Origin of the sequence: Paenibacillus sp. FSL W8-0426 (genome assembly GCF_037969725.1) — a bacterium.
In the GTDB taxonomy this organism is placed as follows: domain Bacteria; phylum Bacillota; class Bacilli; order Paenibacillales; family Paenibacillaceae; genus Paenibacillus; species Paenibacillus hubeiensis.
Map to the genome: position 1 here is coordinate 5,358,061 of NZ_CP150203.1, position 23,712 is coordinate 5,381,772.

Here is a 23,712-nt window from a genome sequence, read left to right on the forward strand (position 1 = left end):
TGCTGGGGAGCGGCTTGCTGCATGCTGTTATGGGGACGGAATCACCGAAAAAAGCCTGCCCGCCATGGCAGGCGTAGCAGGCTTTATATTCGTTGCAAGGACAAGCCCATTCAGGAGACAACCAGACAGGACTCCGGCAATTTCCGCGAAATCCCCAGCCGGCTTCCCGACGCAGGGTCATCTCTGCTGCTCGCGGTATTTCCCCGGCGTGGTTCCCGTAATTTTGCGAAACGTGCGGATAAACGCCGTCGGATTCGTATAATTCAACTTTTCCGCGATTTCCGAAATTTTCAGGTTGGTCGTCTGCAGCCACGTTTTGGCTTTTTCCATGCGGTATTCGGCAAGGTATTCGGTAAAATTCACGCCGGCTTCCTTCTTGAACACACGGCTCAAATATACCGGATGAAAATTCAGCTCTTCGGCGCATACCTCAAGCGACAACTCACGATCGTACCGTTCCTCGATCAACCGGATCATGCGATGGGCAATGTTCATGTATTGCGATTCTTCCCGTTCATGGCAAAAGCGGATCACAGGCTCGAACAGACGGCGGCGGAACCAACCCGTCATTTCGTCCAGCGTGGATAACTTCAATAACCGTGACATCGATGCTTTCTCGCCGAGCACCTCGGCCACGTCTCCTCCCTGCTCCTGAACGAGCTGATACACCCTGGACAGCAGCTGCACCATAATGACGGGATATTCGCTGAAATGCAGCTTTTTGTCTGCGAGCAAAGCCAAATATTGCGCAAAGTATTCGTCGGTCTTGTCCTGATCCCCTTGCTTCAATGCGGAAGCCAACTGATCTTCGATCATGCGCAGCTGGGTATAGAGCGCCGCTTCGGTCCGACCTCGCGGCTGAATATCCTCATAATGCAAAATAATGCGGCTGCCCAGGCTTACCCTTCCGCGCAGGGCCTCTCGACTCTCATGGTAAGCCTGCGGCGTATCCCCGATCGCGGTATAGGCACGGCTGATGCCGATGCTCACCGGCAATTGCAGATAGGTCACGACCCGCTCCCTTATGCCCTCTGCCTGCTGATGCATCCATGCTTTCAGCTGAGCCTCGTCCTCCAGCTTGGAGGCCAACACCGTCACCTGCGCATCATCGATCATGATCGGCGTAAATCGCATCTCGGGAGGCAGCAGCTCCTCAACCATGTTGGTCACGGCAAACAACAGCAAATCCCGATCCTGCTCTTCATACCTGGTCCCTTCCATCGTATCGATCTGCAGCGTCAACACGCCCAGCCTGGACCAATCTGTGGGAAAATCATACCGTTGCCCCTGATATCTGAAATCCTCCTCGGATATTTTGCCGGTTAACAGCTTCGTCATAAAAAATTCCTGCAAATGCACGTGCTGCCCCTTCATTTGCTCTCGCAACGTTTTCTCCGAGCTGAACAGGGTTTGCAGCTGTTCCTCAATGTACCCGAATTCATCCTGCCTGCGATTCGCCTGCGCCGAAGGGGAATCCAGGCCTTTGGTAAATTGCAGCAGCCTTGAAATGGGCGAGTACATCCGCCGACTGCCATACACGGCAACCAGGCCGGTAACACACAACATGACCAAGGTCGCCACGCCCGTAACGATCGCGATTTTTCGCGATTGGGCGGTAATTTGGTCGAGGGATACCACCGATACGTACAACCAGCCGTTTAACGGTGATTGTCTGTAACTGACAGCCATCGGCTTGCCTCCCACCTCTGCATTGAAAAAGCCCTCGGTCTCGCCGGCCAACCGAATCTTTTGATCGATTTCACGGTTCAGGAGCTCATATTTCTCTCCTTGCTCCACATCGTCCAGAAAGAAATGGCGCTCCTTGTCCAGCACGTACATATCGCCGGAGTTGGGATTGCGGCTCAAGAACGCACCCAGTTCCGCATCGGCGATGTCGATGACCAAGAACCCCTTGGGCTTGACATTGCCCGGCACCATCGGAATTTTGAATACCATGCTAACCACGTTATCCGAAGAGATCAGGCTTGGCGGGGAGACGTCTTGCCCGGTTTCGTTCATTCCTGCGGATACCGGCACGCTCTCCTTGGCCGAATGCACATTCCGCGTGACCCAAAAAAGACTGTTCGTATATGTCAAATAAGAATCGACGCGGTCGCGTATGCTGAAATCGTCCACTTTGCCAAAAGAACGCATGGAGACAACCCAGTCTTGTTCCAGATTGACCAAATAAGCCTGATCAATGCTTGTAACCGCTTGCAGGTTGTTGAACCCGGATGTGAGATCCCTGATTTCCTCAAATTCGCTGCTGTCGAGCGGCTGTTTCATCGCTTGAAGCACCAGCGGAGAATTCACGTATTGGATGGAGGACAACTGAAGGCTACTCAACACCTGCTCCATTCTCATCTGGGTCTGGTGCAAAATTTGCAGATTGCTCTCACGCACTTTCTGTTCAATGTCTTGGGAAGCAATGGAATAGGACACCGAACCGATCACGATCACCGGAAGAGCCCCAAGAATCATCGTAAAGCACAGCAATCGCAGCAAATATTTGGGCAAGTAGAGCAACCTCCTTTGTATAATATCGCTTTCATTGGATTAATTTACTATTGTTATTTTAAAACCCATCGTTATTCAAGTCCACTATTTCTTATTCATTGTTGACTTCAGAGCACTTTCCAGTTTATAGTGTAAGCATATCCTCAATCGTAAGGAGAGATTTTGATGTCGGTGAGCGTTCTTAACTAATTAGCTTCATATTCAGGATTATGGCCTTGCACTTGTGCATATGCCCAAATGGCGTATGTTTGTTTCTTGCTGCGCCAGAACCCTGTACTTAGTTAAGAACAGCGGATATCAACCATCATCTTCGGGATTGTTATGGGACCGGATCCAATGCCGCGCTGTTGTTCAGTGCGGTTTTTTTGTGTCAGAAAGGTGTGCAGCTTCCGTGCAGCTTCTTTCTGGCCGTTCAAGAAAAACTCCGCGAAACGCGGCCTCTCTTTTGTGTATGCATCTTCAGCATGCTTCACAATTGACGTTTTTCTTGTTTGGGTCCGGTTGCCCTTCTTTCCCGTACAGTATGCGGGCGGAGAATGACGTATGTTCATTCTTCGCCCTTTTTTGCGTTTCCGGGCCAAACCTTGCACCGTGATGCGAAAACGAGAGAGGATACCAAATCTATACTGAGGAGAGATTCCCTTATGAAAGAACAAACGCTGCAGCGTCTTGATTATCATCGAATTCAACAGCTCGTTTCCGGCTGTGCCCTGTCCTATCTCGGCAGAAAGCACGCCCAGGACATGAAACCGATCGCCGATGCCCGCATGATCCAAATACGACTTGGGGAGGCAGACGAAGCCGTTGCCTTGATCCGTTACGGAGCAAGTGTGCCCATCCCTTCACTCGATGGCATGGAGACCATCATGAATTTGCTTGGTACCGGATATTTGTTCAACGAACAGGATTTCGGTCATCTGGCCCAGTTTCTGCGAAGCTGCGCCCAACTGATGAAATACATGGAGGGCAAAGCGGGGGTTGCGCCTACGGTCAGCCGTTATGCGGCCTCCATGATGCAAATGGAGCAGCTGCTGGGCGAGATTGAACGCTCCATCCACGCCGGGCGCATCCAGGACCATGCCAGCAAGGAACTGGCCCGCATCCGCAAAAAAATGGCTGTCAGCAGCGAACGCATGAAACGAAAGCTGGACGCGCTGGTAAGCAAACACCGCTCGATCATGCAGGAGCATGTCATCAGCCAACGGAACGGCAGGGCAGTGCTGCCGATCAAAAAGGAGTTCCGCAAACAGGTGAAGGGCAGCGTGCTGGATGAGTCCGGCAGCGGCCAAACCGTTTACATCGAACCTGCCGAGCTGGTCGGGCTGCAAATGGAGCTGTCTTCGCTTCAGGCGGAAGAATCGCGGGAAGAGATGAAAATATTGGGCGACCTGACCGCGCTGGCCGAATCCTACAGCCACGAGATCAAGCTTAACGTGGATACGGTAGGCATACTGGATTTTCTGTTTGCCAAAGCCAAATTTGCCGCAAGCGTGGACGGCGTAGTCGTGCGAGTCAATACTGAGGGGCGCACCCGTTTGCTGCAGGCAAGACATCCGTTAATGGGCAAATCCATGGTTCCGCTGGATTTCTCCATCGGGGACAGTTACTCGTCGCTGATCATCACCGGTCCGAACACGGGCGGCAAAACGGTCGCGCTCAAAACGCTCGGCTTGCTTACGCTCATGATGCAGTCGGGTCTGCTCGTCCCTGTTGCGGAAGGCAGCGAGATGGCCGTCTTTGAAGAGATGGCGGTAGATATTGGAGACGGACAAAGCATGGAACAGGCGCTCAGCACCTTCTCCGCCCACATTCGGAACATGATCGGCATTCTGGAGCAAGCCGGCCCATCCACGCTGGTATTGATCGATGAGATGGCTTCCGGTACGGATCCCGGCGAAGGCGTCGGGTTGTCCATTGCCATGCTTGAAGAGCTTCACCGCCGGGGAGCCACCGTTGTGGCAACGACCCACTTCGGCGAGATCAAACATTTCGCTGCGGCGACGCCTGGATTCGAAAATGCGCGCATGGAATTCGATACCGTCTCCCTTCAGCCCCTTTACCGGCTGCGGATCGGAGAAGCGGGCGAAAGTTACGCCTACGCCATCGCGCAAAAGCTTGGCATGCCGGAACGCATCATCGAACGTTCCAAAGCGGTTTCTTCTCATGGAATAACGGAGAAAAAGGAACGACGAGATGTTTCTGAACAAGAAATGGATTCCATTCGCCCCCGTTCAGGAAGCCAACCAGGCGATCAGCGTTCCGTTCAGGAAGCACAACGTTTTTCTCAGCAGGGCTTGGGGCATCCGGACCCTCACGCCTCCGGGCAGACGTCCGCCTTCGCTCCAATCCCGGCGCGGTCTCAGACTGGAGCAGGGCCGCAGCATGCCAAGCGACCTTCGAAATGGGATGCCGCCGTTCCCGAGCGGACCAATGCACAGCCAGCCTCGGACTCGGATGAATCTGAATCCACTCACCGGACCAAAGCATTCAGAAAAGGCGACCGTGTATTCGCGGCCTATTTGAACGAGACGGGCACAGTGTACGAAACGGAGGACAAACGCGGAAACATCGGTGTGTTGATGCGCGGAAACAAAATCAAAATCCACAAAAAACGGCTGACGCTGCACATCGCTGCGGAAGAGCTCTATCCCGATCTGGATCACTACGATCTCGACATCGTGCTGGATACCAAAGAGAACCGAAAAAAACGTAAACAGATGGCGAGAAAACACGTGGATGGATTGATCATCGAAACGCCTCCTGAACATTGAAGCCGAAGCTGTTATACTGGGGAAAGGAACGCTATTAGAAAGAGGGGCTGCCCATGAGTTTGGAATCGGGCTCCGTGCACGACAACCTGCGCATAGCCAATGCTTTGACCTGCCCGTTGTGCGGCGAAGCCAACGGATGCACGTACGCGGCAGGCCGGCCTCATGAGGAATGCTGGTGCAAGGCCGCCGAATTTCCGGAAGGCATTCTGGATCGCATTCCGCCCGCGCAGCGCAGGAAGTCCTGCATCTGTCAGCGGTGCGTCGAAGATTATACCAAGCGTGCCAACGCATGAACGAAGCATATGCCCTTAGTCTGAATGTTTACTCGACAAGGGGAATCTCTCGCCAAGAGTGGTCTCGAAGAATTCAAGCATGACAAAAGGAGCGAATCGCCCCGATCATCCGGGGTGGTTCGCTCCTTTTGGTTTGAAATGAACTGCTCCAAGCAGTCCTCTCTTGATTGAACGTTACATTTCAGAGTGGTACTTCACGGCCTGTTGCAGCACCGGATGGGATTCGTCCAGGGATGTCACCTGGCTCAGCGCAGCAGCAACGCCTTTTTGGCGAATCAGGCCTTGAAGTTCGACGGCTTCCGGGTCCTCAGCCACGTCAAATTTGCAGGCCGCTGCCATACCCATGGCCAAATGCACGGTCTCCATTCCGTATTCGTAAGCCTGGGTAGCCGGGCGTACGAGCCGATCGTTCGGGGACAATTTGCGCAGCGGAGATCTTCCTACGCGCGAGACTTCGTCCGTAAGGTACGGATTGCGGAAACGATCCAATATTTTCGAAATATATTTCCCGTGTTCCTCGGCATCGAACCCAAACCGTTTCACAAGCACATTTCCCGTCTCCTGCAAAGCACCATGCACGATGGACCGGACCTTCTCGTCGGCAATGGCTTGCTGAATGGTGTCGTAACCGTAGACGTTGCCGATATAAGCCGCAACACAATGTCCCGTGTTTACGGTGAACAGCTTGCGCTCGATGTACGGTTCCAGATCCTCCACATACATGACACCTTCAATCGGGTTGAACGCAGGAGACATCTGTGAACGATTCACGACCCATTCATAGAAAGGCTCTACCTGAACATGCAGCGGATCCTCATGATGCTGAATCGGAACGATCCGGTCCACAGCGGAATCCGGGAAGTAAACATATTGGTCTGCCAAGCGTCGGGTGGACTCCTCCAGCAGCGAATAGACATGGTCTTTCAGCTGCGTGCTGGCACCGATCGCATTCTCGCAAGCGATGATGTGCAGCGGTTCGATCGCTCCGCCTTTGCCCAGCCGCTTTTCGAGTCCTTTGGCAATACCCGGTGCAATATGTTTCAAAATGTTAACGCCAACGGCAGTGGTGACAAGGTCCGCTTCCGCCACCGTTTCCGCAACGGTGTCCAGGTTGGTCCCGTCGATAGCATCAACATGGGTGACCGTTTCCGTGTCTTTGGATTCGTTCGCCAATTCCACCGTGTACTGTTTGCGCTGCTGCAGCGTGGACACAAGCCCTTGGTTCACGTCCGAAAAAACGACCTCATAGCCTGCACGGGAAAGGATCAGCCCGATAAAGCCCCGTCCAATGTTGCCTGCACCAAAATGTAATGCCTTCATAGTTCCATTTCGCTTTCAAGAAGAGTGATGATTTCTTCGGCCGTTTTGGCATGGCGCAGAATCTCCATATTTTCTTCTTCTGCACAAATGACCGCGATGCTGGTCAGTATTTCCATGTGGTCTCCGCCTTGCGCGGCGATGCCGATGACCATGTATGCTTTCTCGTCGCCAAAGTCAACACCTTGCGGGAATTGAATAACCGAGATGCCGGTGGACAAAATAAATCCTTTCGATTCCTTCGTGCCATGCGGAATGGCAAGCCCGTTACCGACGTACGTCGATACGATCTCTTCGCGCTCCAGCATTTTGTCGATGTACTCCGCCGTAATGTGGCCAGCATTTTTCAGCACTTGCCCGGCCATGCGAATCGCTTCATATTTATCTTGCGCCGTCGCGTTCAGGACGACTTTGTCTGTCGTTAAAATACTCATGGTTGTTGCCCTCCAATTTCGGTTTTGCTGCGATAAAATCCGACCAGTTCACGGGAAAGATAATGAATGAGATCATCCCTGTTCCCTTTTTCCAACAATTCGATCATTTCTTCCTGCAGAAGCAGGGCGCTGATTTCGCTAAGCACCTCCAGGCTTTCCTTCGACAGCTCCCAAGGGCCCAGCATCAGCAAGACGTGTCTGACGCCTTCCGGGTCGTCTTCGGACATCAGCAGCGGCTGCGTCAGTTGAAACAAGCTGATCGTTGCCCTGTAGATGCCTTCGCTGCGCGTGTGAAACAAGGCGAGCGAAGTGCCCGGAATTTTCTGGCTGCCTGCTTTTTCACGGGCCTCCAGCAATTTGGTTACTTTGTGCGGGGCTTGAAGCACGCCGCGCTCATGCTGTATTTTGCACATGGCATAGACTGTTTCATCCAATCCCAGGCCCTTATTGTCCAAAGGAAATACCTGGAACTCGCCGATGATTCGCACGATCTCTACCAGCATGGCCTCAAGTCCTGACCACTGCGTTTCGCGAACGACAGGGGAATGCCCGCTTGAAGGCGGGCTGTGTTCCCGCTGCAGCGTCGTCGTTTTGATAAAATGCCGAAGCTGTTCGCTTTCCTCGCCGGTCAATAGCGGACTGACTTTGTAGTACTGGTGCTTTTCCATCGGCAAATCCACGGTCGACAATACGAGATCGTACTGCTCCTTAGGAATTCGGACCGCTTCGTACCAAGATACGCTGTCCACAATGCGAATTTCGGGAATTTCCTTGGCGAGCCTGCTTGAGAGCATGCGCGACGATCCGATGCCGCTGGTGCATACAATGACGGCTCTGACCTCGCGCTTCAGCGTCCGCAACCGTTCAATGGAAGCTCCAAAATGCATGACCAAAAAACCGATTTCCTCATCAGGTACTTCAATGCCATGCCAAGCTTGATTCACCGCTCGTTTAACGTCCGCGAACAAGGCTTCGTAATCCTGGCGGATTTGCTGCAATAAAGGGTTGCGGATCAGCTGCCGCCCTTCGATTCGTTCCAGAACAGGCTCCATATGGGCAATCAAACCTTCGCGCAGCAGCCGGTCTTCATGAAAATCGTAATGCGTGATCTTCTCCATGCTGTCGATCAGCGAAACGACCCGGTCAAGCACAAGCAGATCATCCACCGGCAGCAGCCGGGTGGTATGCATCAATTGCCTGGCTTCGATCAGCAGGCCGTGAACGTATTTCCGCTCCGCCAAATCGAGTTCGATGCCCAGTTCACTGGCAAGAATGGTGCAGAGACGCAAAGCCATGTATTCCGGAACACTGTCTTCAGGGATCTGTACGTGCGGCATATCGTTCTCGATCGCACGGCCTTTGTTGACACGGGCCGCCATCACCGACAATTGCAGCAGCAATCTCATGTACTGGCGCTCAGGCATGTTCTCCAGCCATTCGATATCGGGCTGCCATAAGGCGTTTTCTACTTTCAATACATGATCATGCCCGATGATTTCGAGCAGCTTGCTGTTTGCCTTGGAGTTGGTGTGCTCCGATCGGGCGCCGAACAGATCCGATTCGTCCAAATGCTCCATGGCAAGTTCCACCATTGCTCGACGGATATAAGATTCGCTCCCGGTAATTTCCACGCCGTATCCACGTCTTCTCACCAGAACGAGTCCCTGCTCCTCGATCCATGATTGCAATTCATCGAGATCGTGGCTGACCGTTACGACGGTGACTTTCAAATCGGATGCGATCGCGAGCAGCTTAATGGGCTCTTGATTATCGTCCAGAAGCAGGCTGAGCGCGTAAATTTTGCGCTCTTCGGGCGTCCATTCCATCGGCTCGACTTGAAACAGCTGTTGTCTTAGCCGTGAAAGACAGGAGGGATCTGCATCTAAATAGATGCCGATCCCGGATTTTTTTTTGATTTCGACCCCGTAAGAGACCAGTTTTTCTTCCAATGCGCTAAGTTCCCTCAATATCGTTCTGGTGCTCACATTGATCCGGGCCGCGATGTCCCCGGCGGTCACTTCTTTGGTCTGCTGCAGGAGAAATTCCAAAATCTCGCGTTGCCGCTTCGAAATATTCATTGTTGTGGTTCCGTTCAGGAATTGGATTTGAGGCGTTCAACCAGTGCCTCGTATTCCGGGCTCTTCAGGAAGTTTTCAATGGAGATGTGCTCCGCGTTCGGCGCGACCGTTTTGGCCCGGTCGGTCAGCGTTTTTTGCGTAATGACGATATCCGCATCCTGCGGAATTTCGCTGATCGCCGTATTGGTGACGTTCACGTCCACACCGGCCTGCTTCATTTTCTTCCGCAAAATCGAAGCACCCATCGCGCTTGATCCCATTCCCGCGTCGCACGAGAACACGATTTTGTTGACATCTTTCTTCACTGCGGAAGCCCCGATGTCTGCCGCACGGTCTGCTTCACGGTTGTCGTTGGCTACGGTTTCGTTCGCCGTCTTGCCTTGATTTTTCATTTCTTTCATCCGGTTGGATGCAGCTTCCAAATCCTCGTCTTTTTGTTTGCCCGTTTTGAGCAGAACGGCAGCAACCAGGAAGGAAACGACCGCTGCAATGATTACGCCTGCCAACATCGGAACGTACCCGCCCTTAGGTGTCAACAAGAAATAGGCGATGATACTTCCCGGAGATGGAGCGGATACGAGTCCCGCACCCGTCAACATGAATGTCAGCGTTCCAGCGACGCCACCCGCAATAGTGGCCAGGATCAGGATCGGTCTCATCAGGATGTAAGGGAAATAAATTTCGTGAATCCCGCCAAAGAAATGGATGATGGCAGCACCTGGAGCCGAAGATTTCGCAGAACCACGGCCAAAGAAGCAATATGCCAGCAAGATACCAAGTCCGGGACCCGGATTTGATTCCAGCATAAACAGTATGGATTGACCGAGATCTCTAGCCTGATCCGTTCCCAAAGGCGTCAAAATCCCATGGTTAATGGCATTGTTCAGGAAAAGCACTTTTCCCGGCTCGATGATCAGGTTGACGAGTGGCAGCAAGCCCAGATCCATCAATCCTTGAACGCCCGCGGACAGAATTTTACTGAGCGCCTCAATCAGAGGGCCGATCCCTTTCAGGGCGATCAAGGCCAGAATTCCGCCAATAATACCGGCAGAGAAGTTGTTGACCAACATTTCAAAACCGGATTTGATCTTGCCTTCAACGGCTTTGTCAAACTGTTTGATGATCCAAGCCGCAAGCGGACCTGCGATCATTGCGCCAAGAAACATCGGAATGTCGCTGCCCACGATAACGCCTATGGTCATAATCGAACCGACGACGCCCCCGCGCGTGCCATGCACCATCGTGCCGCCCGTATAACCGATCAGCAATGGCAGCAAATATTTGATCATCGGATCAACGAGCTGCGCAAAATCGGCGTTAGGGAACCAACCCTTCGGTATGAATAAAGCCGTGATCAAGCCCCATGCGATAAATGCACCCATGTTCGGCATAACCATGCCGCTCAGGAAACGTCCGAACTTTTGCACGCCTACCCGCAGTCCTTCGGCTTTCCCGGACTTTGCGTCCACTGAACTCATATTGATAACCTCCTCAACATGTTAAACCTTGACTCGACTGAACATATCAACACGCAGTTCAGATGAATAAAGGTACAAATCTTGTATTCGTGATTTTCAAGTTCATACTAAATGAAAACGGTATCCCTTACAACGAAATGAAAATCAACTCCCGTCATGAACGTTGATGACAAGATTTAAATTGGATCTGTTTTGCGTTGTCGCAAGTTCAACAGCAACGTACCGATTCCTTCTATGTATCATGCCCAATCATAGCCCTGGCTTATTAAAACAAGAATGCATAATATAAAAAAACAGTGTTTTTTAAGAGGTACAAGAGATACACCCTTTCAGACTTTCCCCTTAAACAACGCAAAAAAGCCAAGCGGCAGCTTGGCCGCATCGGCTTTTCAAACCCATGAAATATACACTTTTATTTTCAGTAATAATACGTAAATTAGTGCAAACGATTATTCTTCGGTATGCTTCCGGTAGGCATCCGCGTCCAGCAGTCCTGACAGCGCCGCGCTCAAATCGCCGTCCACGCGGATTTCAACCATCCAGCCTTCTTCATAAGGAGAAGTGTTTACAAGCTCCGGCGCCTCTTGCAGCGCCTCGTTTACGGCCACAACGATTCCTCCCACGGGCGCAAACAGATCCGAAACCGTCTTTACGGATTCGATCGTTCCAATGCCTGCCTCCGCTTGCACATTCGAGTCAAGGTCAGGCAGTTCAACAAACACAATGTCACCCAGCTGATGCTGCGCGAATTCGGTTATGCCTATACGCACAGTATTTTCACCGACGGTTTGCACCCATTCGTGTTCTTCACTGTACAGGAAATCGTTTCTCAATTCGCTCATTTGGTTATCCGCCTCGCTTTTTCATTAGTGGAGTGCATGCGTTCCTTGACCTTCCCTTTTTCCCAAAACATAGCGTATGACATGTCGGCCATAAATGTCAATATACCTAACAATATATTCTTTTCACCCTCCAAAAAGTGACATCCTTTTTATAGGCATTCAATCATATACTGGATATGGAATCGCTACCTTGTCGGAAACACGAACATTAAAAGGGCAAAAAAAATAAATATTCGCTTTTATTCTCTATTCTTATGATATAGTTCTTGACACAAATAGCTTTAACGCGTTTTAATTGAGGTGAGAAACAACTGACAGAAGCAATATTCGCGGATGAACGTAAAGGGAGAGATCACCCCGTCCCGCTTTGGGATCGTACGTGGTGGCGCCGAAGGAGTAAACCCCCGACAAGCGGCGGGTGAATCTCTCAGGCAAAAGGACTTTTACGGGACGCAACTCTGGAGAGCATCCATTCGCCCAAGAAGGGCGTTTTGATCACCCAAGGGGAAACCTGACGCAATCTGCGACGGGGTAACTCTCAGGTACCAAGGACAGAGCCCAGGAATTCAGCATGCTGCCGCATGCCGGTTCTTTGGCCTGTCCTTTTCCTTTTTCCCCAAAAAACGAAAACAGTGCATAAGAATCCTGCATAGGGCAGCTTCCTCATGACGTATAGACCATCCCTTTTCCGCGGTTTCGTTTCACATTCGGCCCGTCTGGCGGCCTACAACGAGGTGATATGATGTCCGATTTGTTAAGAACTCCTCTCTTCCCGCATTATCAGCAATTCGAAGGCATGCGCTGCATCGATTTTGGCGGCTGGGAACTGCCCGTGCAGTTCAGCGGCATCCAGAAAGAGCATGAGGCCGTGCGCGAACGTGCAGGATTGTTTGATGTATCCCACATGGGTGAATTCATAGTCCAAGGCGAACAAGCCGAGGCCTTTTTGCAGCAAATGACAACCAATGACGTGACATCACTGGTTCCGGGGCAAGCTCAGTACACATTGATGTGTTATCCGAGTGGCGGGGTCGTCGATGACCTGCTCATCTACAAACTGGAAGAACAGCGCTATATGCTGGTCGTCAACGCCTCCAATATCGAAAAGGACTGGGCATGGCTGCAAGAGCACATCATTGCCGGTGTCGGGATGAGCAACGTATCCGAAGAGACCGCGCTTTTGGCGCTGCAAGGCCCGCTGGCTGCCGATATTCTGGCCAAAGTCACAACGGGTACGAATCTCGGCGACATCGAGCCGTTCCGGTTTGTCCGCGATGCCGACGTATGCGACGTTACGCTCCTGCTCTCGCGCACGGGTTACACGGGCGAAGATGGATTCGAGCTCTACGTCCCGGCCGATCAGGCCGCCCGGATCTGGGAAGGACTGCTGCAAGCCGGAGCACCGCACGGACTGATTCCTGCCGGACTTGGCGCAAGGGATACGCTGCGCTTTGAAGCAAGATTGCCGTTGTACGGACAGGAGCTGTCCGCGACCATTTCTCCGCTTGAAGCCGGGCTTGGCATGTTCGTGAAATGGAATGCCGGACCGTTTATCGGTCAGGAAGCGCTGCTGCAGCAAAAGAACGACGGCCCTGCTCGCAAGCTGGTCGGCATTGAAGTACTGGAGCGCGGAATTCCCCGGCCGCACTATCCGATCTATGCGGATGGCGTACAGATCGGCGAAGTGACGACCGGCACCCAATCCCCTACGCTGAAGCGCAATCTGGGGCTCGCCCTGATCGACAGCAGGCATGCTGCGCTGGGTACTCCGCTTGAGATCGGGATTCGCGGCAAAACATTGAAAGCCGAGGTCGTCAAAACCCCTTTTTACAAACGGACGCGCGCACCAAAGACACCTGATGCAAAAGAGACCATCCAAGGAGCTGATCTAACATGACCAAGCACCGTTACATCCCGATGACCGAGCAGGATCAGAACGCCATGCTGGCAACGGTTGGCGTGGATACGATCGATGACCTGTTCCGCGACATTCCCGAAGACATTCGTTTCCAGGGCGAACTGCCCATTTCTTCCCGGCTCGACGAACACGCGCTGAGTCGCCATATGGCCAAACAGGCCGGAGCTAACGCCCATTTCGATACACACGCCAGCTTTCTTGGCGCCGGCATTTACGATCATCACATTCCTTCCGTCATCAATCACGTTATCTCGCGATCCGAATTTTACACAGCTTACACACCATATCAACCGGAAATCAGCCAAGGGGAGCTGCAAGCGATCTTTGAATTCCAGTCATACATCTGTGAGTTGACCGGCATGGCCGTTGCCAATGCCAGCATGTATGACGGCGCTACAGCCTTTGCGGAAGCCGGGAATCTGGCTGCTGCGGCCACCCGCCGCAAGCAGCTGATCGTGTCCAGCACAGTGCATCCCGAGTCCCGCCAAGTCCTGAAAGCATATGCTCACGGCCTTAATCTGGAGATCGTCGAGATTGGCCACAAAGACGGCGTGACCGACTGGGATGCCCTGCAAGCCGCCGTATCCGGGGACACCGCTGCCGTCATGATTCAAAGCCCCAACTTCTTCGGAGCTCTGGAACATGTAAAACAGGCCGCAGACCTCGTGCATGCGCACAAAGGCCTGCTCGTCGTTAGCGCGAACCCGCTGTCGCTTGGCCTGCTTGAAGCTCCCGGCAAGCTTGGCGCCGACATCGTCGTCGGCGACGCGCAGCCGCTTGGCATCGCCGCTTCGCTCGGCGGACCGACTTGCGGATATTTCGCCGTATCCCAGGCTCACATGCGCCGCATTCCCGGGCGCATCGTCGGCCAGACGACCGACCGCAGCGGCAAACGCGGCTTCGTGCTGACGCTGCAAGCCCGCGAGCAGCACATTCGCCGCGAGAAGGCGACGTCCAACATCTGCTCGAATCAAGCGCTGCTTGCCCTGAGCGCCTCCGTCTACATGTCCACCATGGGCAGACAAGGCATGATCGACGTGGCCGACCTGAATGTTCAGAAGAGCCATTATGCCCGCCGGATTCTGCAAGCCATTCCGGGCGTGAGCATTGCATTTTCCACACCTACGTTTAATGAATTTGTCATTCGGCTGCCGGAAGGAACGAATATCGAAGCACTGCAGTTGAAATGGCTCAAGGAAGGTTTTATCGGCGGTTATGATCTGGGGCGTCATTATCCGGAACTGGCCGGACATCTGCTGATTGCCGTAACCGAACGCCGCAGCAAAGAAGAGATCGACGAATTCGCACGTGTACTGGAGGGATCGCTGTGACGCAGGAGACAACAACGCAAACAACGCAAACCGGAACGAAATCCGCAGTTCAGGACACAAACGGAAATAACAGGGATGCCAACACAGAAACCGCGATGAACCCCGCCGCCAACGTCACTCCCGAGCAATCGCTTATTTTTGAGTTGAGCAGCCCCGGGCGCGTCGCCTATTCCCTGCCGGAATGCGATGTGCCAAGGCAAGAGATCAAATCCCTGATTCCCCGGGAAATGCTTCGCTCCGAAGCAGCCGCATTGCCTGAGGTTTACGAAGTGGATGTCATCCGGCATTACACCGCCCTTTCCCGTCGCAACTTCGGCGTGGATAACGGCTTCTACCCGTTAGGATCGTGCACGATGAAATACAATCCAAAAATCAACGAAGACGTCGCCCGATACAGCGGCTTTGCCAAAATCCACCCCTATCAGCACGAATCCAGCATCCAAGGGGCGCTTGAACTGCTGTACACGCTGCAAAACGACCTTGCCGGCCTGACCGGCATGGATGCCGTAACCCTTCAACCTGCCGCTGGCGCGCATGGCGAATGGACGGGGCTGATGATGATCCGGGCCTATCACGAAAGCCGGGGCGAAACGCGCACCAAAGTCATCGTGCCGGATTCCTCCCACGGCACCAACCCGGCCAGCGCTACCGTTGCCGGCTTCGAGACCGTAACCATCCCTTCCCGTTCGGATGGGCTCGTCGATCTGGATGCCTTGCGCGCAGCCGTCGGCAGCGATACGGCGGCTCTGATGCTGACCAATCCGAATACGCTTGGTCTGTTCGAAAAGGACATTCAGGAAATTGCCTCGATCGTGCATGAGGCCGGCGGCTTGCTCTATTACGACGGCGCAAATTCCAATGCCATCATGGGCATCGCCCGGCCTGGCGATATGGGCTTCGACGTCGTGCATCTCAATTTGCATAAAACGATGAGCACTCCACATGGCGGCGGCGGTCCTGGAGCCGGTCCGGTTGGCGTGAAAAGTCTGCTTGTTCCGTTCCTGCCAAAACCTGTCGTCATACGCGATGATGAAGGCCGATATACGCTTGATCATGCCGGGGACCAATCGATCGGTCGGGTCAAAGCATTTTACGGCAACTTCGGCATCTTGGTACGCGCATATGCTTACATCCGCACCTACGGGCCGGAAGGCTTGCGCCGCGTTTCCGAATGCGCCGTTCTCAACGCCAATTACATGATGGCCCGGCTCGCGCCTTATTACGAGATTCCGTATCCGGGGGTGTGCAAGCATGAATTCGTCATGTCGGGACGCGGCCTCAAGCAATACGGCGTACGCACGCTTGACGTCGCCAAACGTTTGCTCGATTTCGGTTACCATCCGCCAACGGTATACTTCCCATTGAATGTGGAAGAGTGCATCATGATCGAACCGACCGAGACGGAAAGCAAGGAAACGCTTGACGGTTTCATCGATACGATGATCCGCATCGCGAAGGAAGCTGAGGAAACGCCGGAGGTCGTGCTCAATGCACCCTACGGCACGCCTGTGACCCGTCTCGACGAAACAACCGCTGCACGCAAGCCTGTGTTGAACTGCGCCTGCAGTTGATCAGGCCATAACAAAAAGCCGCACAAGGTTATCGACAACCGTGTGCGGCTTTCTTGGCCGGCATTTGCAATCGAGGAAAAAAAGCCGGCATCCGCTTTACGCAGACACCGGCATCCATATGCTGCATCGCTGCAGCCCCTTCAATCGGAAAAAGAAAAGACCCTTAAACATCGGGGAAACCCCGAACCCAGTGATGCTTAGATGCTTTTAACCAGTTCAACCACTTGCTCAGCGGTTTGCATATCCAGTGCTTTGGCAGCAAGTTCCTGCATCTCGGCACGGGACAATTTCGTGATCTGACTGCGAGCTGGCAGAATGGAGGTTGCGCTCATGCTGAACTCATCCAGTCCAAGACCAAGCAGCAACGGAATTGCCGTTTCGTCTCCAGCCATCTCTCCACACATGCCAGCCCATTTTCCTTCACGATGCGCCGCATCGATGACCATTTTGACCAAACGCAAAATAGCAGGATTGTATGGTTGGTACAGGTAAGAGACACGTTCGTTCATACGGTCAGCAGCCATGGTGTATTGAATCAGATCGTTCGTTCCGATACTGAAGAAATCAACCTCTTTGGCAAATTGATCCGCAAGAACTGCAGTCGAAGGGATTTCGACCATGATACCGAGTTGGATGCTGTCGGAAACAGCAATCCCTTCAGCTACCAGCTTGTCCTTCTCTTCGAGCAGGACGGCTTTTGCTTCACGGAACTCGCCGAGCGTGGCGATCATCGGGAACATGATGCGCAGGTTCCCGTGCACGCTGGCGCGCAGCAAAGCACGAAGCTGTGTACGGAAAATATCTTGACGGTCCAGACACAGACGAATCGCGCGGAAGCCTAAGAATGGATTCATTTCTTTCGGCAGGTCAAGGTAAGGAAGCTCCTTGTCTCCACCGATGTCGAGCGTGCGGACAACGACAGGTTTGCCTTCCATTTTTTCGAGCACCGTTTTGTACGCATTGTACTGAACGTCCTCGGAAGGAAGTTTGTCTCTGCCCATGTACAGGAACTCGGTACGGTACAGGCCTACGCCTTCGCCGCCGTTTTCCAATACGCCGGCAACATCGTTTGGCGTACCGATGTTTGCCGCCAATTCAACGTGCACGCCATCCACCGTCACGGTTGGTTCGTCACGCAATTTTCTCCACTCGGCGCGTTGTGCGTCGTATTGTTCCTGTTTGGAACGATACTCGGCGACTACGTCATCCGAAGGATTTACGAGCACATGTCCGTCCAGGCCGTCAACGATGATCAAATCACCGTGTTTGGCCTGGGTCAGGATGTCCTTGGTTCCCACAACCGCAGGAATTTCCAGGGAGCGTGCCATGATTGCCGAGTGGGACGTGCGTCCGCCAATGTTTGTGGCAAAGCCTTTAACATATTTGCGGTTCAACTGAGCCGTGTCGGAAGGCGTCAAATCCTCCGCAAGCACGATCACTTCCTCACTGATTTCGGCAGGGCTCATGAATTCGATGCCCAGCAGGTGGTTCAGCACACGCTTCGTTACGTCGCGCATGTCTGCTGCACGTTCCTGCAGGTAAGCACTTTTCATGTTTTCGAACATTTCGATAAATTGGGAAGCCGTTTCGTTCAATGCAAACTCTGCACTGACCATTTCCTCCGCAATTTTCGCTTTGACCGGATCAATCAGTTCCGGGTCGTTCAGAATGAGCAAATGCGAAGCGAAAATTTCCGCTTTTTTCTCGCCAAGCTCTTGCATCGTGCGCTCTTTGATCGCTTCGAGCTCAGCTTGGGATTTCCCCAAAGCCGAGTCGAGTTTAGCGATCTCTGCGTCAACATCGGTAATTTGACGTTTCTCTACAGAGTAATCGGGATGCTCCAAGATAAACGCCTTGGCGATGGCAATGCCCGCCGAAGCAGCGATCCCGGAAACATTAAGCATGGATTTCGCCCAGCCCTTCGTTAACCATAACGTCAGTCAGTGCTTTAAGAGCGTCAGCAGCCTCATCGCCTTCGGAGATGATCGTGATGGTGTCGCCTTGCTCCAGACCCAGGGAAAGAACGCCCAGGATGGATTTCAGGGTTACTTTTTTACCGTTAGCTTCTGCAAAGGATTCTGCGCCTTTGAATTGGTTTGCTTTATTAACCAGGGCTGTCGCCGGGCGTGCGTGGATACCGTCTTCGTCTGTAATTCTGAATGTTTGTTGCATTACAATCATCTCGCTTTCATGAATTTGATTTAGGCATTGCATTATATTTACACTTGCTTGCCATCGTTGGGACAGTTCTTATTTTATCTCAATGATTGGCTGATCGCCAACTTTGAGCACTCCACTCTTCTTGAGTGTTATCGTGGAGCCTTCTGGCAGGTTGGTGAAAATGACTGGAGAAATGATCGACGGAGCGTTTGCTTTTACATACTCCAGATCCACTTCCATAATCGGCTGACCAGCAGATACCAGGTCACCTTCCTGAACCAGTACGTTGAAACCTTGACCTTTCAGTTTCACCGTATTGACACCTATATGAACAAGCACTTCTTTGCCGCCGTCGGACATAATGCCTACAGCGTGTTTGCTTGGAAATACATTAAATACTTTACCATACACTGGGGAGGTAATCGTTCCATCATGCGGCAAAATAGCGAAACCGTCACCTGTCATTTTTTCAGAAAAGACCGGATCAGGCACGTTTGTAATATCAAGCAGTTCTCCGTTCACCGGCATGACGATATCCTCTGGTACAATGCGCTCACCTTGCTCTCCTTGCGCCTTCTCCTCTTCAGGAGTTGGTTTAATTTCTTCCGCCGGAGCTGGTGCAGGCGTGCGTCCTGCAATGATATCCTGCATCTGTGATTTAATCGTATCGGAACGCGTTCCGAAGATGGCTTGAACATTATTACCCACTTCAAGCACACCAGATGCACCCAGTTGTTTCAAACGGTCTTTTTGCACATTCGATTTCTCATTTACTTCAATCCGCAAGCGAGTAATACATGCATCCAGATGTTTAATGTTTTCCTTGCCGCCAAAGGCTTCAAGGATGTTATGCGGCAAATCGTCCGTGGAACCTGAAGAGCCACTGGATGAGGATTCAGCAGATGCTTCTTCACGTCCAGGCGTTTTGAGTTTGAACTTGCGAATGATGAATCGGAAACCGAAATAGTAGATCACAGCAAGAATCAAACCAACGATGATAACGTTCCACCATGGCGTGCGGTTTGGAATGATACCAAAGATCAGGAAGTCAATGAAACCGCCTGAGAAGGTCATCCCGATTTTGACATTAAGCAGCTGCATCGTCATGAACGATAAACCCGCAAAGATACAGTGTACAGCAAACAAAATCGGTGCAACGAACAGGAACGAGAACTCCAGCGGCTCTGTAATCCCTGTCAGGAATGATGTCAGTGCAGCTGAACCCATGATACCAGCAACATATTTTTTATGTTCAGGCCTTGCTTCATGGTACATCGCAAGTGCGGCTGCTGGCAAACCGAACATCATGAACGGGAATTTACCGACTTGGAACGTCCCGGCAGTCAGCGCAACGCCGTCACGCAGCTGGCTGAAGAAAATCTTTTGGTCTCCGCGAATGACTTCACCCGCTTTGTTCACATACTCTCCGAACTCAAACCAGAATGGGGAGTAGAAAATGTGATGCAGCCCGAACGGAATCAGTGACCGTTCTACTACACCGAAGATGAAGGCCGACAGCGTCGGGCTTGTATCAACCATGAAGTGAGAAACGGCATTTAATCCATTCTGAATTGGAGGCCAGATGACCACGAGCAGCAACCCGAGCAGCAGGGAAACTACCGAAGTGACAATTGGAACAAAACGTTTACCCGCGAAAAATCCAAGGTAAGACGGCAGTTCAATTTTAAAGAAACGATTGTAGCACAGTGCTGCGATGATACCGACAATGATACCTCCAAATACCCCTGTGCTTAAAGTTGGAATACCCAGGATACTCGCATAACCTGGCACATTGCCAATCATGGCAGGTGTAACACCTACGGCAGAGCCCAAAGTTACGTTCATGACCAGATAACCGATGATGGCTGCAAGTCCTGCAACGCCTTCACCTCCAGCCAGCCCGACGGCTACGCCGACCGCAAACAGCAATGCCAGATTATCAAATACGATCTGACCTGCGTTCATCATGATGGTTGCAATTGAGTTTACCCAAGGGGTATCGAGCGCAGTAACATATTGCAGGAAATCCGGATTTACCAGCATGTTACCAATTCCGAGCAGCAAACCTGCGGCTGGCAGAATCGCTACAGGCAGCATGAGAGCTTTACCTACTCTTTGCAATACACCAAAAAGCTTTTTAAACATCGCGTCGTATTCTTCCTTTCATGTGAGTATGTCGTGATGCAAGCAAGGGAACACAAAAAAGGCATGAACTAATAAAGTGAACTGTGCCTACCTTGGGGTATAGCATACCCTTAAAAAGGTAGAACAATCACACTCTAATTAACTCATGCCTGATCGAGTCAGTAACACGTCGCTTATGTTTATTCAGTTGCTTGATTACGGTCACCATTGTAGCATCACTTTGGACGCATTGCAAGCCTTTACAGAAAAAACGTTATTCCGGTGTTATTTCAGAGCTTATTTTACTGATTTTCTTCTTTCCGCTGGTTCAGCCGCTGAAGATGTATCGTTAAGTAGCCAACTTCTGCCGGATAAACAGGCAGCTTTAGTCGTTGCTCCATCACTTTGGTCAGCTTCCATGCAAGCGAGTACATTTCGGGATACTCCAATTTGAGTAGGGAATCCAGCTTGTGAAGCTCCTCCACTTTATCTCCGCGACGTATACGCTCAAGGGCAAACCGTAGATGCGTTAACAGACGGGAATAATCCAATGATTGCGTTTCAAAAGAATAATCCAGCTGGTCTGCGACCAGATTCACCAGATCCGTAATTAACTGCGAATGCTGCCGCACCTGGGAGATGTTCTGGTTTGTCATCGCGCTATAAATATGCAGCGCAATAAATCCGATTTCATCCCTTCCCAAATCTACGCCCATTTTGTCCTTGATCAGCCTGACGGCATACTCGCCCATCCGAAACTCTTCAGGGTATATCTCCCGGGTTTCGTACAGGAACGGATTTTGAATAACGATGCCCTGTTCCTTGCGCTTCAACGCAAAAGAAATATGATCCGTGAGCGCGATATGAATATGCTCGTTCAACGGCGCGTCCGCTCGCTCTGAAATATACGTAACCAACTCGTTAATGATCTCGATCAACGCCTCGTCCACTTGCGGAAGAAGCTGCTTATATTGCTCCTGCTCTTGCTGGTTCTTCAAAATGAACATTTTCTCCACAGCCATCAGCGGAAGGATATCGCCTGTTTTTCGGTTAAAGCCTATGCCCTTGCCGATGACGACGACCTCACCATGTTCGGGATGCTGTGCAATGATTACATTATTGTTCAGGGCTTTGGCTACGTGTAGGCCGCTCAATGTTCGCACCTCTTTTTATCAAACCGTCTTGATTCTTCCGATAGTCGATTGCAATGTCTTTTCATACATGAAATAAAAAGAACGAAAAAACACCCGGCGCGGGCAAACCACGCCGGACGTCTCGCTTAAAAAGTAACAAAATTTCGCTTCAAGGTCAATAGAGCTGCCTTACGGCACAAGCATTCCCTACTCTTCCGTTCCCGCTTTATTCAAAATGGTGTCTGTTGGCGATGCTGCCACAGCAACCGGCGTCGCTGTTTTGGGCTTGGTTAACCCCTGAATCAGCTGCTCCACATCGATGCCGGACACGCTCTTAAGCATTTCCGGCGCAGTCGCCATCAATTCGGTGACATAATTGCTCACGCGAGCTGCACCTTCGCCTTTGCCTGTATCCACGACCGTCAACTTGTCAATGGAAGAGATCGGTTCCGCAATTTTGCCGGCAAGCTCAGGCAGCATTTTGACGATGATGTCCAATACCGCGGCTTCGCCAAACTTCTGGAACGCCTCGGCCAGCTTTTCTTTGGCTTCCGCTTCGGCAAGACCTCGCAGACGGATAACCTCGGCATCCGCCGAACCTTTTGCCAGTTCGGCATCAGCCACGGCCTGACCTTCAAGCCGCTTCTGCTCGGCCGTTGCCTTGGCCTGCGTCTCGATCGAATACTGCACCGCATCCGCTTCGCGCATTCGTTTTGCCTTGTCGGCTTCGGCAGCCTGCTCGACGGCGTAACGGTCCGCCTCGGCCTTTTTCTTCACTTCCGCGTCGTATTGCTTCTCACGAACCATGATTTCTTTCGCCTGCAGGTCGATTTCCCGTTCTTTCCGAACCAATTCAACCTTCATCTGCTCTTCAACCACCGTTTGTTTCGCCCGGGCTTCCTGAATGTGGTAGGCCTGGTCGGCTTCTGCTCTAGCTGTATCCTGATCTCGTTTAAACGCCGCCACTTTCAGCTCTTTATCCTTTTCGGCTTCCGCAATGTTCGTATCGCGCAGCAGTTCCGCCTTTTGTCCCTGCTCTTCCGCGTTGGCCTTCTGAATTCTGGCATCTCTGACGGCCTCAGCCTCGGCAATCTCGGCATCCCGTTTCACGGCAGCGATTCTTGGCTTACCGAGCGCATCCAGGTAACCCTGCTTGTCGCGGACGTCTTTAATGGTGAATGACACGATTTGCAGACCCATCTTCTTCAGATCTCTTGCTGCCACGCCCTGAACCTCCTGCGCAAAACGATCACGGTTCCGATAGACCTCTTCCACCGTCATTGTGCCCAGGATGGCACGCAGATGCCCTTCAAGCACTTCCTGTGCTTCCCCGCGCAGCGCTTCCACCGGTTTGCCGATAAACTGCTCGGCTGCCGTCGCCACGTCCTCGACCGAACTTCCTACCTTGATGATCGCGACGCCGTCCGCAAGAACGGGCACCCCTTGCTCGGTATAAACTTCCGGCGTGGTTACGTCGAGCTTGTGGGACAGCAGCGAGATGAACTCGGACTGCTGAAAGACCGGCCAAATAAATGCACCGCCGCCGCGCACGATTTTGATTTTCCTGCCGGATTCGTCCTCGGATATATTTTTGTTGCCCAAAAATGAACCGGTTACAATCATCGCTTCATCCGGACCCACCGTTTTGTATCTGGCCCAGAACGCAAGACCCAAAATCAAAATCACGCCGACAACAATCGCGGGAACCAACAGCACTTCCATATCCAGAGTCATTCCGCATCTCT

General features: G+C 52.2%; 16 protein-coding genes and 1 riboswitch. Of the genes, 5 read left to right on the forward strand and 11 right to left on the reverse strand.

Going from position 1 to position 23,712, the window contains the following annotated elements; translation table 11 throughout:
* Positions 1-177: 177 nt before the first annotated feature.
* Positions 178-2,517, reverse strand: a complete 2,340-nt coding sequence (locus MKY59_RS24210) for a helix-turn-helix domain-containing protein (protein WP_236415520.1) — start codon at positions 2,515-2,517, stop codon at positions 178-180.
* 644 nt (positions 2,518-3,161) lie between these two features.
* Here MKY59_RS24210 and MKY59_RS24215 point away from each other — a divergent pair.
* Complete coding sequence (locus MKY59_RS24215) at positions 3,162-5,288, forward strand: DNA mismatch repair protein MutS (protein WP_339274200.1); 2,127 nt, start codon at positions 3,162-3,164, stop codon at positions 5,286-5,288.
* Positions 5,289-5,341: 53 nt separating this feature from the next.
* Entirely contained in the window at positions 5,342-5,581 is a 240-nt protein-coding gene (locus MKY59_RS24220; protein WP_236415517.1) for a cysteine-rich CWC family protein, read from the forward strand.
* 174 nt (positions 5,582-5,755) lie between these two features.
* Here MKY59_RS24220 and MKY59_RS24225 read toward each other — a convergent pair whose 3' ends face one another.
* From MKY59_RS24225 to gcvH, 5 genes are all read right to left on the reverse strand, one after another.
* A complete protein-coding gene (locus tag MKY59_RS24225) occupies positions 5,756-6,901 on the reverse strand; it encodes a mannitol-1-phosphate 5-dehydrogenase (RefSeq protein WP_339274201.1) in 1,146 nt (381 codons plus the stop codon).
* A complete protein-coding gene (locus MKY59_RS24230; RefSeq protein ID WP_236415513.1) occupies positions 6,898-7,332 on the reverse strand; it encodes a PTS sugar transporter subunit IIA in 435 nt (144 codons plus the stop codon). Before MKY59_RS24230 ends, MKY59_RS24225 begins: the two co-directional genes overlap by 4 nt.
* On the reverse strand, positions 7,329-9,410 hold the full coding sequence (locus MKY59_RS24235) for a BglG family transcription antiterminator (protein WP_339274203.1): 2,082 nt from the start codon (positions 9,408-9,410) through the stop codon (positions 7,329-7,331). Before MKY59_RS24235 ends, MKY59_RS24230 begins: the two co-directional genes overlap by 4 nt.
* A 14-nt stretch (positions 9,411-9,424) precedes the next feature.
* On the reverse strand, positions 9,425-10,888 hold the full coding sequence (locus MKY59_RS24240) for a PTS mannitol transporter subunit IICBA (protein WP_339274205.1): 1,464 nt from the start codon (positions 10,886-10,888) through the stop codon (positions 9,425-9,427).
* Positions 10,889-11,337: 449 nt separating this feature from the next.
* Entirely contained in the window at positions 11,338-11,730 is a 393-nt protein-coding gene (gcvH, locus tag MKY59_RS24245; RefSeq protein WP_236415507.1) for a glycine cleavage system protein GcvH, read from the reverse strand.
* Between the two features lie 333 nt (positions 11,731-12,063).
* Positions 12,064-12,183: riboswitch (glycine riboswitch) on the forward strand.
* A gap of 289 nt (positions 12,184-12,472) precedes the next feature.
* Between gcvH and gcvT the strand changes: the two genes are divergently transcribed.
* The 3 genes from gcvT to gcvPB all read left to right on the forward strand — a co-directional run bounded on the left by gcvT (position 12,473) and on the right by gcvPB (position 16,550).
* Positions 12,473-13,627, forward strand: a complete 1,155-nt coding sequence (gene gcvT, locus MKY59_RS24250) for a glycine cleavage system aminomethyltransferase GcvT (protein ID WP_339274206.1) — start codon at positions 12,473-12,475, stop codon at positions 13,625-13,627.
* Positions 13,624-14,979, forward strand: a complete 1,356-nt coding sequence (gene gcvPA / locus MKY59_RS24255) for an aminomethyl-transferring glycine dehydrogenase subunit GcvPA (protein WP_236415506.1) — start codon at positions 13,624-13,626, stop codon at positions 14,977-14,979. Before gcvT ends, gcvPA begins: the two co-directional genes overlap by 4 nt.
* A gap of 95 nt (positions 14,980-15,074) precedes the next feature.
* Positions 15,075-16,550: an aminomethyl-transferring glycine dehydrogenase subunit GcvPB gene (gcvPB, locus tag MKY59_RS24260; RefSeq protein WP_339278468.1), complete on the forward strand. Its 1,476-nt coding sequence runs from the start codon at positions 15,075-15,077 to the stop codon at positions 16,548-16,550.
* 197 nt (positions 16,551-16,747) lie between these two features.
* Here gcvPB and ptsP read toward each other — a convergent pair whose 3' ends face one another.
* The 5 genes from ptsP to MKY59_RS24285 form a co-directional block, all read right to left on the reverse strand.
* Complete coding sequence (gene ptsP / locus MKY59_RS24265) at positions 16,748-18,454, reverse strand: phosphoenolpyruvate--protein phosphotransferase (RefSeq protein ID WP_339274208.1); 1,707 nt, start codon at positions 18,452-18,454, stop codon at positions 16,748-16,750.
* Positions 18,447-18,722 carry an HPr family phosphocarrier protein gene (locus tag MKY59_RS24270; protein ID WP_236415504.1) on the reverse strand — a complete coding sequence of 92 codons (276 nt, stop codon included), beginning with the start codon at positions 18,720-18,722 and terminating at the stop codon, positions 18,447-18,449. The genes ptsP and MKY59_RS24270 overlap by 8 nt, the downstream gene beginning before the upstream one ends.
* A 78-nt stretch (positions 18,723-18,800) precedes the next feature.
* The gene (gene ptsG / locus MKY59_RS24275; protein WP_339274210.1) at positions 18,801-20,855 is read right to left on the reverse strand and encodes a glucose-specific PTS transporter subunit IIBC; all 2,055 of its coding nucleotides are present in this window, start codon (positions 20,853-20,855) and stop codon (positions 18,801-18,803) included.
* Positions 20,856-21,136: 281 nt separating this feature from the next.
* Positions 21,137-21,988, reverse strand: a complete 852-nt coding sequence (locus MKY59_RS24280; RefSeq protein WP_236415502.1) for a PRD domain-containing protein — start codon at positions 21,986-21,988, stop codon at positions 21,137-21,139.
* 186 nt (positions 21,989-22,174) lie between these two features.
* The gene (locus tag MKY59_RS24285) at positions 22,175-23,701 is read right to left on the reverse strand and encodes a flotillin family protein (RefSeq protein WP_339274211.1); all 1,527 of its coding nucleotides are present in this window, start codon (positions 23,699-23,701) and stop codon (positions 22,175-22,177) included.
* Positions 23,702-23,712 lie beyond the last annotated feature (11 nt).